This window comes from Sphingobium sp. AP49, from assembly GCF_000281715.2.
Lineage (GTDB): Bacteria > Pseudomonadota > Alphaproteobacteria > Sphingomonadales > Sphingomonadaceae > Sphingobium.
On record NZ_CP124576.1, the window covers coordinates 1,841,164 to 1,853,663 of the forward strand.

Annotated in this window: 11 protein-coding genes; 8 read left to right on the forward strand and 3 right to left on the reverse strand. The window is 64.0% G+C overall.

Annotated features, from left to right (window positions below; genetic code table 11):
• Nucleotides 1-14 precede the first annotated feature (14 nt).
• Nucleotides 15-557 carry a F0F1 ATP synthase subunit B gene (locus PMI04_RS08920; RefSeq protein WP_238535981.1) on the forward strand — a complete coding sequence of 181 codons (543 nt, stop codon included), beginning with the start codon at nt 15-17 and terminating at the stop codon, nt 555-557.
• Nucleotides 558-681: 124 nt separating this feature from the next.
• Here PMI04_RS08920 and PMI04_RS08925 read toward each other — a convergent pair whose 3' ends face one another.
• Together PMI04_RS08925 and PMI04_RS08930 are read right to left on the reverse strand one after the other, a co-directional pair.
• Nucleotides 682-1,596: an HAD family hydrolase gene (locus tag PMI04_RS08925; RefSeq protein WP_007712545.1), complete on the reverse strand. Its 915-nt coding sequence runs from the start codon at nt 1,594-1,596 to the stop codon at nt 682-684.
• Between the two features lie 140 nt (nt 1,597-1,736).
• Complete coding sequence (locus PMI04_RS08930; protein ID WP_007712542.1) at nt 1,737-2,789, reverse strand: NAD(P)-dependent alcohol dehydrogenase; 1,053 nt, start codon at nt 2,787-2,789, stop codon at nt 1,737-1,739.
• A 246-nt stretch (nt 2,790-3,035) separates the two neighbouring features.
• Here PMI04_RS08930 and uvrC point away from each other — a divergent pair, with 246 nt between their 5' ends.
• The 3 genes from uvrC (at nt 3,036) to PMI04_RS08945 (ending at nt 6,871) form a co-directional block, all read left to right on the forward strand.
• Nucleotides 3,036-4,949 carry an excinuclease ABC subunit UvrC gene (uvrC, locus tag PMI04_RS08935; protein ID WP_037486877.1) on the forward strand — a complete coding sequence of 638 codons (1,914 nt, stop codon included), beginning with the start codon at nt 3,036-3,038 and terminating at the stop codon, nt 4,947-4,949.
• A gap of 105 nt (nt 4,950-5,054) precedes the next feature.
• Nucleotides 5,055-5,348, forward strand: a complete 294-nt coding sequence (locus PMI04_RS08940; protein ID WP_238535962.1) for a hypothetical protein — start codon at nt 5,055-5,057, stop codon at nt 5,346-5,348.
• On the forward strand, nt 5,345-6,871 hold the full coding sequence (locus PMI04_RS08945) for a methyl-accepting chemotaxis protein (protein ID WP_007712536.1): 1,527 nt from the start codon (nt 5,345-5,347) through the stop codon (nt 6,869-6,871). Before PMI04_RS08940 ends, PMI04_RS08945 begins: the two co-directional genes overlap by 4 nt.
• Nucleotides 6,872-6,887: 16 nt before the next feature.
• Here PMI04_RS08945 and PMI04_RS08950 read toward each other — a convergent pair whose 3' ends face one another.
• The gene (locus PMI04_RS08950; RefSeq protein WP_007712534.1) at nt 6,888-7,775 is read right to left on the reverse strand and encodes a LysR family transcriptional regulator; all 888 of its coding nucleotides are present in this window, start codon (nt 7,773-7,775) and stop codon (nt 6,888-6,890) included.
• A 113-nt stretch (nt 7,776-7,888) separates the two neighbouring features.
• Here PMI04_RS08950 and PMI04_RS08955 point away from each other — a divergent pair, with 113 nt between their 5' ends.
• The 4 genes from PMI04_RS08955 (at nt 7,889) to leuB (ending at nt 12,465) form a co-directional block, all read left to right on the forward strand.
• Nucleotides 7,889-9,406 (forward strand): acetyl-CoA hydrolase/transferase family protein, encoded by a 1,518-nt coding sequence (locus PMI04_RS08955; protein WP_007712531.1) that lies wholly within the window; start codon nt 7,889-7,891, stop codon nt 9,404-9,406.
• A gap of 142 nt (nt 9,407-9,548) precedes the next feature.
• Entirely contained in the window at nt 9,549-10,529 is a 981-nt protein-coding gene (locus PMI04_RS08960) for a TerC family protein (RefSeq protein WP_007712528.1), read from the forward strand.
• Nucleotides 10,530-10,566: 37 nt separating this feature from the next.
• Nucleotides 10,567-11,301, forward strand: a complete 735-nt coding sequence (gene recO / locus PMI04_RS08965; protein WP_007712516.1) for a DNA repair protein RecO — start codon at nt 10,567-10,569, stop codon at nt 11,299-11,301.
• Between the two features lie 120 nt (nt 11,302-11,421).
• Nucleotides 11,422-12,465, forward strand: a complete 1,044-nt coding sequence (leuB, locus tag PMI04_RS08970) for a 3-isopropylmalate dehydrogenase (protein WP_007712512.1) — start codon at nt 11,422-11,424, stop codon at nt 12,463-12,465.
• The last annotated feature ends 35 nt before the right edge of the window (nt 12,466-12,500 follow it).

The window sequence follows — 12,500 nt, forward strand, 5'->3', positions numbered from 1 at the left end:
TTCATTCCGAAGGGATGGAACCGGTGGGTACCGTAGCGCATGAAGGCGTCATCCCGCACACCGACCCCAAGGCGGTCGGCATGGACGCCACCGCCTGGGTCAGCCTGGCGATGCTGGTCTTCATCATCATCTTGCTGGTTAAGAAGGTGCCGAGCCTGATCGGCGCGGTGCTGGACGGCCGGATCGCCCAGATCAAGGAACAGTTGGCGGAGGCCGCCAAGCTGCGCGCGGAAGCCGATGTGCTGAAGGGCGAATATGAGGCGAAGCTGGCTGCGGCTGCTGGCGAGGCCGAAGCGATGCGCGCTTCTGCCGCACATGAAGCCGAAACGCTGCTGGAAGATGCCAAGGTTCAGGCCGCCGAACTGGTCGCCCGCCGTCAGAAGATGGCAGAGGACAAGATCGGTGCTGCCGAGCGTGCCGCGCTTGCCGACATTCGCACCAAGGCGGTGAAGGCTGCCACCAGTGCGGCAGCCAGCCTGATCGCCCAGAGCCATGATGCCAAGGCCGACAAGGCGCTGGTCGACGATGCGATCAAGGGACTGGGTCCGGTCGCCTGACCTGATACAGCCAATGAAACAGGAAAGGGGCCGGCGCCATATGGTGTCGGCCCCTTTCCTGTTTTGGGCAAAATCGATATAGTATGGACCCTGTCTGCTCGCGCACGGCAGCCTATGTGGGGGTTCAGACGAAGATGCTGCGCCAGTCCTGTTTCATGCTGACCAGCGTCAGGCCATATTCGCCCGCCTTGTCCAGGGCCTCGGCCAGCGGGCTAAGCAGGAAATCGCGATCATAGGCGAATTCGCGGTCGGCATCGTCATGGTGGAGCAGCAGCGCCAGTCGCGGTCCGGGGCCGGTTTTCACATAACGCAGCATGGCCAGGTCGCCGTCCGAATTGCCGAAGGCGATGATCGGGCGACGCCCGATATGCAGCGCGATATTCTGTGGCTTCACCTCGCGATCGTCAAAACTGTTGATTTCCGGCAGCTTCATCAACTGGCCCACGCCATCGGCATCGATCTCGAACCGGGTACGGACGCTGGAGCCGACAACCTGTTCGGGTGGGATGCCATAGACCTCCTCGGCAAAGGCGCGGATCAGGTCCAGTCCCCCGCCCGAGACGATGAAGGTCTTGAAGCCATGGGCACGCAGATAGTCCAGCAGTTCGATCTGTGGTCGATAGGCGCATTCCGGGAAAGGGCGGTCGAGCTTGGGATGGCGGGCGGTGGCGAGCCAGTCGCGCGCGATTTTGGCGAAGGATTCTTCGGTCACGCCGGCATGTTCGCGCGCCGCCACTTCCAGCAGCCCCTTCTTGCCCAGCGCCTTCATGGTGGCCATGTCCTGTTCGACATAGGCCTTGAACGGCTGCTGCTCGGCCAATTCCGGCTCCTGTTTGATCAGGGCGGCGCGCAATGACCGGGCAAAGAAAAATTGGGTCTGGAGCGGCTGTTCCGCCCAGAGCGTGCCATCATTGTCGAAGGTCGCGATCCGCTGCGGCACGGGAACATGGTCAGGTCCGTCTCCGGTCACGCGCGCGACGAAATCGAGGATCGCCGTTCTGGCGGCGCCGTCATTCCAGGAAGGCAGGGGGTTGGTCATGAGAGGGCTCCTCGGCGCGGGGCTGTCCGATCATTGGACCGATGCGACGGGAGCAGGGCAATCGGGACTTTCCCGAGGCAGGAACGGGTTCGGCCCGCAGTCGGGGCGGACGGCGTCTGGCCATCCACCCCGAACTCACGTCAGGCCGCCAGCGTGGCGTTGTCGATCACGAAGCGATATTTGACGTCGCTCTTCTGCATGCGGGCATAGGCGTCTTCGATATCCTGGATGCGGATCATCTCGATGTCCGCAACGATGCCCTTCTCGGCGCAGAAATCGAGCATCTCCTGCGTCTCGGCGATGCCGCCGATCAGCGAGCCGGCAATCGAACGACGCTTGAAGATCAGTGCGCCGACATTGGGCGAGGGGTGGGGATGTTCGGGCACGCCGACCAGCGTCATCGTCCCGTCGCGCTTCAGCAGGGTGGTGAAGGCGTCGAGATTATGGCTGGCCGCGACCGTGTTCAGGATGAAGTCGAAGCTGTTGGCATGGGCCTGCATCTCTTCGGCATTGCGCGAAACGACGACTTCGTCGGCGCCCAGGTCCAATGCGTCCTGGCGCTTGGATTCCGACGTGGTGAAGGCCACGACCTGGGCACCCATGGCATGCGCCAGCTTGATGCCCATATGGCCAAGACCCCCGATGCCGACAATGCCGACCTTCTGGCCCGGACCGACCTTCCAGTGGCGCAGCGGCGAATAGGTGGTGATGCCCGCGCACAGCAGCGGCGCCACGGCAGCGAGCTGGTCGGTCGGGTGGCTGATCTTGAGGACGAACTTGTCCTTCACCACGATATTCTGCGAATAGCCACCCAGCGTGTGGCCCGGCGCATCGTCGGTCTTGCCATTATAGGTGCCGACGAATCCGCTCTCGCAATATTGCTCCAGCCCTTCGTCGCAGGATGCGCAGCCCTGGCAACTGTCGACCATGCAGCCCACGCCGACCGTGTCGCCGACCTTGAAGGCGCTGACATGGCCGCCGACGGCGGTCACATGGCCGACGATTTCGTGGCCGGGAACGCAGGGATAGAGGGTGCCGTCCCATTCGGAACGGACCTGGTGCAGGTCCGAATGGCAGACGCCGCAATAGGCGATATCGATCGCGACATCATGCGGACCGACGGCGCGGCGTTCGATGTCGAGAGCTTCGAGCGGCTTGTCGGCGGCGTTGGCGCCATAGGCTTTTGTGGCCATGGGGAAGATGTCCCTTTGCTTGAGGTTCGCGGTGTGCAGGGCAGATATGCCCCTCCCGCTGCTATTCTTGGATGGGCGCGGGCCAGGGGATGACCTGCGCCCGTCTAACATAGGAAGTCGACAGGCTGTTGATTAGGTCGGCTTTTGGTAAAACAGCCATGAATGGCAATCATGAATGGCAGTGTTGGCCGCGCTTTGTTCCATCCTGCCATTGCGATCCGCGCCGGTGCCGCTATCTCTGCGGCCATGTCGCAGCCGCAATCCCCCGACCGTTTCAACGAAGACAAGGCGACCTATACCGTCACCGGCAGCCAGCCCGACATCGATGCGGGCGTGGCAGCGATTCGCACGACGCTCAACACGTTGCCGACCCGGCCCGGCGTCTACCGCATGCAGGATGCGCGCGGCGACGTCCTCTATGTCGGCAAGGCGCGGGCGCTCAAGAACCGGGTTGCCAACTACACCCAGGTCGACCGGCTGCCGAACCGGCTGCGGCGGATGGTGGCGCAAACGCGCAGCATGACGATCGTTACCACCAACAGCGAAGCTGAAGCGCTGTTGCTGGAGGCGCAACTCATCAAGCGCTATCGCCCGCCCTATAATGTCCTGCTGCGCGACGACAAAAGCTTCCCCTTCATCCTGCTGCGCGAGGATCATGCCTTTCCCCGCGTGCAGAAGCATCGCGGCGCGCGCAAATATAAGGGGCGTTATTATGGCCCCTTCGCCAGTGCCGGATCGGTGACGCGGACGATCAACGCGCTGCAGAAGCTGTTCCTGCTGCGGTCCTGCACCGACAGCTTTTTCGCCAACCGCTCGCGACCCTGTCTGCTCTATCAGATCAAGCGCTGTTCGGCCCCCTGTGTCGATCGCATCGACACGGCCGGCTATGCCGAACTGGTGCAGGACGCGCAGGATTTCCTGGGCGGCAAGTCGACCGCCGTGCAGCAGAAGCTGGGCGCGGCGATGGAGGCGGCGGCCGAGGCGCTGGATTTCGAACAGGCGGCGGTGATCCGCGACCGGTTGAAGGCGCTGACCTTCATCCAGGGATCGCAGGCGATCAATGCCGAAGGGCTGGGCGACGCCGACATCTTCGCGCTGGCGGAAAAGGGCGGGTCGATGTGTATCCAGGCCTTCTTCATTCGCGGCGGCCAGAATTGGGGGCATCGCAGCTTCTTCCCGGTCCACACCCATGATGTGGCGACCGAAGAGGTGCTGGAAAGCTTCATGGCGCAATTTTACGAGGAAGTGCCGCCGCCCAAGCTGATCCTGACCGATCGCGAGCCGGCGGAATGCGAGTTGCTGGCCCTGGCCCTGGCCGAGCGGCTGGGTAGCAAGGTGCGGATCGAGGTGCCGCAGCGCGGTGATCGCACGCGCCTGATCAAGCAGGCGCAGCGCAATGCGGTGGAAGCGCTCGACCGGCGCTTGGCGGAGACCACGACCCAGGCCAGGATATTGGACGAGATGGTCGAGGCGTTCGGACTCGACGGCGTGCCCGACCGGATCGAGATATATGACAACAGTCATATCCAGGGCGCTCATGCACTGGGCGCGATGGTGGTGGCCGGGCCGGAGGGCTTCCGCAAGAACGCCTATCGCAAGTTCAACATGAAGAACCCCGAAATCTCGAACGACGATTTCGCGATGATGCGCGAGATGTTCGAGCGGCGCTTTGGCCGAGCCGCACAAGAAGATCCTGATCGTGACGGTGGCGAATGGCCCGACCTGGTGCTGATCGACGGCGGCAAGGGGCAATTGTCGGCGGCGCGGGGCATATTGGAAGATATGGGCATCGAGGATGTCTGCATGATCGGCATCGCCAAGGGGCCGCATCATGGCCGCGACGGGCGCGAAGTGTTCCACCTGATGGATGGCCGGGAAGTGAGTTTCCCGATCAACCATCCCGTGCTCTTCTATATGCAGCGGCTGCGCGACGAGGCGCACCGGTTCGCGATCGGTGCGCACCGGGCCAAGCGCAGCAAGGCGATTACCGTGTCGTCACTGGACGAGGTGCCCGGCATCGGTCCGGCCCGCAAGAAGGCGCTGCTGATGCATTTTGGCACGGCCCGGGCGGTGCGCGACGCGGCGCTGGAGGATCTGCAGCGGGCGCCGGGCGTATCCAAGTGGGTGGCGCAGCAGGTCTATGATTATTTCCATGGCTAAAATAATTTCGATAACGAAATAATTTCTGAACGGTCGTTAAGTATAGATTTATTGTTTCTGGTTGATGTTCGCTCCGCGGTAGGGGAGTTGGGTGTGACAGGAAAAATGGGTCTGGCCACCGTTCAGATGGCGGTAGTGAGTGGGCTGATGCTGTTTGCGGTACTGGGGCCGCCGGCACGGGGCGATATGCTGGCGATCCCCCTGACGCCGACCGGGGCGAGCGGGCTGGCCGCGCAGGTGGTGGCTGCGGGGGCGGTCCCGATGGGGAAGGCCCGTTTCGGCGGTGGACTGGTGGTCCGGGGCGACCGCAACCGTCTGGCCTGGCCGTTGATGGCGCGGGGCGTTCTGCTGCTGGCGGCGCCCAATCTGCTGTGCCTGCCGCGGAGAGCCGCCGCATGAGCACGGAAAAACCGATGGAATCGATCCGGCTTGCCGGTGCGCGCATGCTGATGTGCGTGTTCTGGTTGAACGTGCCCGGACTGTGCGTGGCTGGATTTTTGGTGGGGTCGGCCGACACGCCGCTGGTCACGTTCGCCGCGATCCTGTTGGCGCTGCTCCCCACCTGGATGGTCATCCGGCGCGATGTTGCGGCGCCTGCGCGCCTGTCGCTCGCCATGACCACCATGGCATTTCCCGCGCTCTATCTGTTCCTGCTGCGCAATCATGCCTGGCAGATGGACATGCACATGACCTTTTTTGCGGCGCTGGCGGCGCTAACCGCCTTGCTGGACCGCAGGGCCTTGCTGGCGGGCGCGGCGGTGACGGCCGTGCATCATCTGGCGCTCAATTTCACCCAGCCTGATTGGGTTTTCGCCAGCGGGGGCGACCTGCCTCGCGTCCTGTTTCATGCGCTCATCGTGATATTGCAGACGGCGATGCTGCTGTGGATCGTGGCGCGGCTGACCCAGATGATCCTGTTGCAGGCCGACGAGAAGCAGCGCAGCGATGCACTGCGGATCGAAGCCGATGATGCGAAATTGCGCGCGGAGCATGCGCTCGACGCATTGGAGCGCGCGCAGATGGCCGCCACTCGCCAGCGCGCGATCGAGGAGGCGGCGCGCCGGGCAGAGGAATCCGCCGAACGGCGCCGCCTGGTCGCCGATGCGCTGGAGGCGAGGCTGGGTGCGGTGGTGACCGATCTGGGCCAGTTGTCCCGGCAATTGTCGATCAGCAAGCAATGGCTGTTCGACTTGTTGCAACTGACGACGTTGCGATCGGCCGAATTGCAGGCCGCCCATATGAAGGCGGATGGTGATGTGCGGGCGGTCGCGAAGGATACGGAAAAGCTGGCCAACTCGATCAACGAGGTCGGCAGCAGTGCCTGTCATTCGCGGGATAATGCGTTGCGTGGGGCGATGGCGACACAGGCGTTGACGCCAGAAGTGGAAATTCTGTCGGCGACCGTTGATTCCGCGAGCAGCATCGTAGCCCTGATTTCGCAGATCGCTTCGCAGAGCCGCACCCTGTCGCTCAATGCCGGAATAGAGGCTGCCCGCAGCGGCACCGAGGTGCGCGGCTTTGCGGTGGTCGCGTCGGAGATGAAGAGCCTGGCCGCGCAGACCGCCGATGCGACCCGCCAGATCGATTCCTATCTTCATGACATCCGCCGGGCCGCACAGAGCGTATCGGGCGCAATCGAGGTGGCGTCCAAGTCGGCTGAAATGATCGACAGCTCGACGGCGGAAATCGTCGAGGAGGTGGCAGCCCAGATCCGCGCAACCAGCGAGATCGCCGCAGCGACCGACGAGATGGCCCGCCATATTGCGGAGGCTGCGGCGCAGGCCGAAGCGCTGAGTGGCGCGCTCAAGGAAGCACAGGGCGCGATGGGGGAAACGGACGCGGCAGCCAGCGCATTGTCCAGTCGTTCGGAGGAATTGCAGGAAACGGTGCGCAACGTGCTGGAGGAATTGCGTGCGGCCTGACCCGGCTCGATCTCGTTTAACGGGGCGGCGGTGAACCGGGAAAATGGGCTTTGAGGAAGTTGAGGATCAGCCGTGCCCGCGCCGGCAAGCGCTTGAGCGACGGATGGACGGCAAGGATGTCCAACGGATCGATGTGACTTTCCGGGAGCACGCGAACCAGGCGCCCGGCCTGCAGATCGTCCGCGACGCGCACTGCGGGGAGCAGGGCGATACCCAGCCCGGCAAGCGCGGCGCGATGAACCGCCTCGCTGCTGTCGCTGCGAAACGGGCCGTTGATCAGCCGTTCCTGCCCGTCGATCGTCCATTTGGCCGGCATGTCGCCATAGCCATAGGCGATGCAGCGATGGGTCCCGAGGTCGCCAGCGCTGGCGGGCTGGCCATGGCGGGCGATATAGTCGGGACGCGCGACCAGCAGGCGGGGCAGGGTGCCGAGCGGGTGGACCACCAGCATGTCATCGGCCACCGGCCCTACCCGCAGCGCCAGGTCTAGCCGATCCTGTACCAGGTCACGTTGCCAGTCGGTCATGGCAAGATCGATCCGCAAGCCCGGATGGCTGGCCAGCAAGTCGTCGATCAATCCGAGATAGTGCAGGCCCAGCGCCGTGGTGACGCCAATTCGCACCGTGCCGCTGACATCTCCCGGCACGGGCCGCAATTCCTGCTCCGCGATGTCCAGGGCATCGACAAGGGCGCGGGCGTGGGGCAACAGGCGGTCCGCCTCGGGCGTAGGCACGAGGCGGCGGGTCGTGCGATGAAATAAGATCGTGCCGAAATGGGCTTCGACCTGATCCAGCCGTCGCGCTATGGTCGTATGGCTGGCGTGCATTTCCGCAGCGACGCGGGTGAAGCTGGGCTTTTCGCAGAGCCGGATGAAGGTGCGGATCGAAAGAAGCAGATCGCTCATTTGTGCATGTCCTGCACAGATATTGTGCCGGTAATCCCTATTGTGCGACGGAACGAAAAGCCAGACCTAAGCGCCGGCGCTTGGACGCCAGTCAGTCAGTGGAGACGAGAGGAATGGTTTCGGATCGTATCGGGCATGCGGGTCTGGCGGCGAAATGTCGCAGCGCCGAGGAGGCCGCCGCGCTGATCGCCAACGGTATGACCGTTGGGATGAGCGGCTTTACCGGATCGGGCTATCCCAAGGCGGTACCGCTGGCGCTGGCATCCCGGATCGAGGCGGCCCATGCAGCCGGCGATCCTTTCCGGGTCAAGGTCTGGACCGGTGCATCCACCGGCCCCGAACTGGACGGGGCGCTGGCCAAGGCGGACGGCATCGAATTTCGCCTGCCCTATAATAGCGACCCGATCGCACGCGAGCGGATCAACCGCGGCGAAATGCAATATTTCGACATGCATCTGAGCCAGGTCGCGCCCATGGCATGGCAGGGCTTCCTGGGCGATCTCGACATCGCGGTGGTCGAAGTGACCGGCATCACCCCCGACGGCCTGTTGATCCCGTCCGCCTCGGTCGGCAACAACAAGACCTGGCTCGATCGTGCCAAGGGCATCATCCTGGAGGTCAATAGCTGGCAGAATGCCGCACTCGAAGGGATGCACGACATTTATTACGGCACGGCGTTGCCGCCCAGCCGCGTGCCGATTCCGCTGACCCGCGCCGACGATCGCATCGGCGAACCCTATTTTCGCGTCGATCCCGCCAAGGTGCTGGCGGTGGTCGAAACCGACTCGCCCGATCGCAACGCCCCTTTCACCCCGCCCGATGACAGTGCGCGGGCGATTGCCGGCCATCTGCTCGAATTCCTCGGCCATGAAGTGAAGATGGGCCGCATCCCGGCGTCGCTGCTGCCGCTCCAGTCGGGCGTCGGCAATATCGCCAATGCCGTGCTGACCGGCCTGATCGACGCGCCGTTCGACAATATGGTCTCCTATACGGAGGTCATTCAGGACGGCATGCTCGACCTGCTGGAATCCGGCAAGCTGCGCATGGCGAGCGCCACCGCCTTCTCGCTCAGCCCCGAGGCGGCGGCGCGGCTCAATGCCGACATGGCCCGGTTCCGCAACAAGATGATCCTGCGCCCGCAGGAAATCAGCAATCATCCCGAACTGGTCCGTCGCCTGGGCTGCATCGCGATGAATGGCCTCATCGAGGCGGATATCTATGGCAATGTGAACTCCACCCACGTCATGGGATCGCGCATCCAGAACGGTATCGGCGGATCGGGTGACTTTGCCCGCAACGCCTATCTGTCGATCTTCATGACCCCGTCGACTGCCAAGCAGGGCAAGATTTCGGCGATCGTGCCGCATGCCAGCCATGTCGACCATATCAATCAGGACGTGCAGGTGATCGTCACCGAACAGGGGTTGGCCGATCTGCGCGGGCTGGCACCGCGCCAGCGGGCGGAACTGATCATCAACAATTGCGCCCATCCCGATTATCGGCCGATGCTGAAGGACTATTTCGCCCGCGCCATGAAGGGCAGCTATGGCCTCCAGTCGCCGATGCTGCCGGCCGAAGCCTTTGCCTGGCACCAGCGCTTCATCGACACCGGCACGATGATGCCGGCTTGATTGACGGCGGCCCGGCGCTCCTGAATTGGGCGCCGGGTACTCGATGATTGCTGATTGATTGCCGCTCCCCGACATATTTCCGCTGAGGGAACCGGGAGCCATGCCGTCCGCTTGACCTGCATCTTCGCAGCACGGACCTATCATGGATTTCCTGACGACCGACTTTCTCGACAAGCCCATCTGGATGTGGGCGCTCTTCCTGACGATCATCATCGCGCTGCTGGCGCTGGATCTGGGCGTGTTGCATCGCAAGCAGCGCGAGATCGGCGTGCGCGAAAGCGTGACGCTGGCGGGCTTCTATATCGCCATTGGCCTCGCCTTTGGCGGCTGGATCGCCTGGCAGATGGGGCAGGAGGCGGCGGTCGCCTATCTGACCGGCTTCGTCGTCGAAAAGTCGCTGGCGCTCGACAATGTCTTCGTCATCGCGATGATCTTCTCCTTCTTCCATGTGCCGCGCCGCTATCAGCATGAAGTGTTGTTCTGCGGCATCATCGGCGTCATCGTCCTGCGCGCGATCATGATCGGGCTGGGCGCGGCGCTGGTTCAGAATGTGTCCTGGGCGCTCTATCTCTTTGCGGCGATCCTGATCTTCACCGGCATCCGCATGCTGTGGACGGTGGGCAAGGAACAGACGATGGAGGGGAGTTGGCTGCTCGGCTTCCTGCGCCGTCATATGCGCGTGACCGACCGGGTGGAGGGCGATCATTTCTTCGTGCGTCAGCCGGCCGAGCCGGGCGGCAAGCCGCTGCTCCACGCGACGCCGCTGTTCCTGGCGCTGGTGATGATCGAGATTGCCGACGTCATCTTTGCGGTCGACTCGGTGCCGGCGATCTTCGCCATCACCACCGATCCCTATCTGGTCTACACCTCCAACATCTTCGCGATCCTGGGGCTGCGCGCGCTCTATTTCGCGCTGGCGGCGGCGGTGCACCGCTTCCATTATCTCAAATATGCGCTGTCGGTGGTGCTGATCTTCATCGGCGCCAAGATCTTTCTGGCCGATATGCTGGGGCTGGAGAAGATCCCGCCGGTCTTTTCCCTGCTGGTGACGGCCGGCGTGCTGGGGGCCGGCATCGGCCTTTCTCTCTGGCGCACCCGTGGCGAGGTGCAGCCGCAACATTAATTTGGCACGGATGCCGGATCGTCGATAGGAAGGCGCCATGCCCGTCCTCATCACATCCGGCATCGTCTGCGCGCTGCGTGCTCATGGCGAACATGGCGCGGTCGCGCGGCTGCTGACGCCCGATCATGGGCTGGTAGCGGGTTATGTGCGCGGCGGGCGGTCGCGAACGCTGCGTCCGGTGCTGCTGCCAGGCAACGCCGTGAAGGGCGAGTTTCGCGCCCGGACGGAGGATCAACTGGCGAGCCTGACGGTCGAACTGGAGCATAGCCGGGCGCCCTTGCTGGGCGAGCCGCTTCCGGCCGCGGCGATCGACTGGACCTGCGCGCTGACGGCGGCGGCCTTGCCAGAAGGAACGCCCTATCCGACGCTCTATGAGGCATTGGACGGCGTATTCGGCGCGGTCGAAGCGGCGCCGGCGGCGCGTGGCTGGGCAGCGGCGCTGGTCCGCTATGAGTTGCTGCTGCTGGCGGAACTGGGCTTCGGCCTCGATCTCAGCCGTTGCGCCGCCACCGGCGCCGCCGACGACCTGGCCTTCGTCAGCCCGCGCAGCGCGGCGGCGGTCAGCCGGGCCGGGGCGGAGGGCTATGAGGCCCGCCTGCTGTCGCTGCCGCCTTTCTTGCTGCAGGGCGGGTCTGGCGATTGGCCGCAGATCATGGACGGGTTGCGCCTCACCGGTTTCTTCCTGGAGCGCTCGGTGCTGACCGAAAGGCGGGCCGATGTGCTGGCCGCGCGCGAAAGACTGGTCGATCGCCTGAAAAGAGCGGTTGCGTAACGCGCGCAGTTTTTGCAAGGGCGGGCGCGCCGTTTCCGCATTCTCCGTTCGCCCACCGGGCAGCGGCGGCCATTTTCTTTCGCGGAACCGTGCCGGCAGAGATTTAGAAAGAGGTTTCCCATGTTGATCGCCCTGTTCCCTGGAGATGGTATCGGCCCCGAGATCGTCACGCAGGCGAAGCGCGTGCTTGATGCGCTGGCGATCGACGGCCTTACCTATGAAGAGGGTCTGGTCGGCGGTTCGGCCTATAAGGCGGTGGGCCATCCGCTGCCGCCCGAGACGCTGGACATCGCCAAGCGCGCCGACGCCATCCTGTTCGGCGCGGTCGGTGATCCGGACTGCGACTCGCTGGAGCGTCATCTGCGTCCGGAGCAGGCGATCCTGGGTTTGCGCAAGGAACTGGGCCTGTTCTCGAACCTGCGCCCGGCCAAGGTCTTCCCCGAACTGGCGCATGAAAGCGCACTGAAGCCCGAAGTGGCCGGCTCGATCGACCTGCTGATCGTGCGCGAGACCAATGGCGACGTCTATTTCGGTGAGAAGGGCATGCGCACCACCGCCGATGGCCTGCGCGAAGGCTATGACATCATGTCCTATAACGAGGCCGAGGTGCGCCGCATCGCCCATGCCGGTTTCCAGGCGGCGCGCGCCCGTCGTGGCAAGCTCTGCTCGGTCGACAAGGCCAATGTGCTGGAGACCAGCCAGCTGTGGCGCGACGTGGTGATCGAGGTGTCGGCCGAATATCCCGACGTTGCCCTGACCCACATGTATGTCGACAATGCCGCGATGCAGCTGGTGCGCAATCCCGGCCAGTTCGACGTCATCGTCACCGGCAACATGTTCGGCGATATCCTGTCGGACCAGGCGAGCATGTGCGTGGGCTCCATCGGCATGCTGGCATCGGCGACGCTGAACGGCAGCGGCCAGGGCCTCTATGAACCGATCCATGGGTCCGCGCCCGACATTGCCGGCCAGGGCAAGGCCAACCCGCTGGCGACCATCCTGTCGGCGGCGATGATGCTGCGTTACTCGCTGAACCTGTCCGAACCGGCCGACCGGATCGAGGCGGCCGTGGCCAAGGGGCTGGCGGATGGCGCCCGCTCGCCGGATCTGGGCGGCACGATGAACACGGTGGAGATGGGCGACGCGGTCCTCGCCGCCCTCTAATTCCGCTTCGGTTCGTCGCATTTGCATGACGCAAA

Bases quoted from the DNA above. Each gene is read 5' to 3' on its own strand.
- PMI04_RS08950 (WP_007712534.1), bottom strand. From the start codon at position 7,775: ATGAGCGATCTGCTTCTTTCGATCCGCACCTTCATCCGGCTCTGCGAA.
- uvrC (WP_037486877.1), top strand. From the start codon at position 3,036: ATGTCGCAGCCGCAATCCCCCGACCGTTTCAACGAAGACAAGGCGACC.
- PMI04_RS08920 (WP_238535981.1), top strand. From the start codon at position 15: ATGGAACCGGTGGGTACCGTAGCGCATGAAGGCGTCATCCCGCACACC.
- PMI04_RS08960 (WP_007712528.1), top strand. From the start codon at position 9,549: ATGGATTTCCTGACGACCGACTTTCTCGACAAGCCCATCTGGATGTGG.
- PMI04_RS08945 (WP_007712536.1), top strand. From the start codon at position 5,345: ATGAGCACGGAAAAACCGATGGAATCGATCCGGCTTGCCGGTGCGCGC.
- PMI04_RS08925 (WP_007712545.1), bottom strand. From the start codon at position 1,596: ATGACCAACCCCCTGCCTTCCTGGAATGACGGCGCCGCCAGAACGGCG.
- leuB (WP_007712512.1), top strand. From the start codon at position 11,422: ATGTTGATCGCCCTGTTCCCTGGAGATGGTATCGGCCCCGAGATCGTC.
- PMI04_RS08955 (WP_007712531.1), top strand. From the start codon at position 7,889: ATGGTTTCGGATCGTATCGGGCATGCGGGTCTGGCGGCGAAATGTCGC.
- PMI04_RS08930 (WP_007712542.1), bottom strand. From the start codon at position 2,789: ATGGCCACAAAAGCCTATGGCGCCAACGCCGCCGACAAGCCGCTCGAA.
- PMI04_RS08940 (WP_238535962.1), top strand. From the start codon at position 5,055: ATGGGTCTGGCCACCGTTCAGATGGCGGTAGTGAGTGGGCTGATGCTG.
- recO (WP_007712516.1), top strand. From the start codon at position 10,567: ATGCCCGTCCTCATCACATCCGGCATCGTCTGCGCGCTGCGTGCTCAT.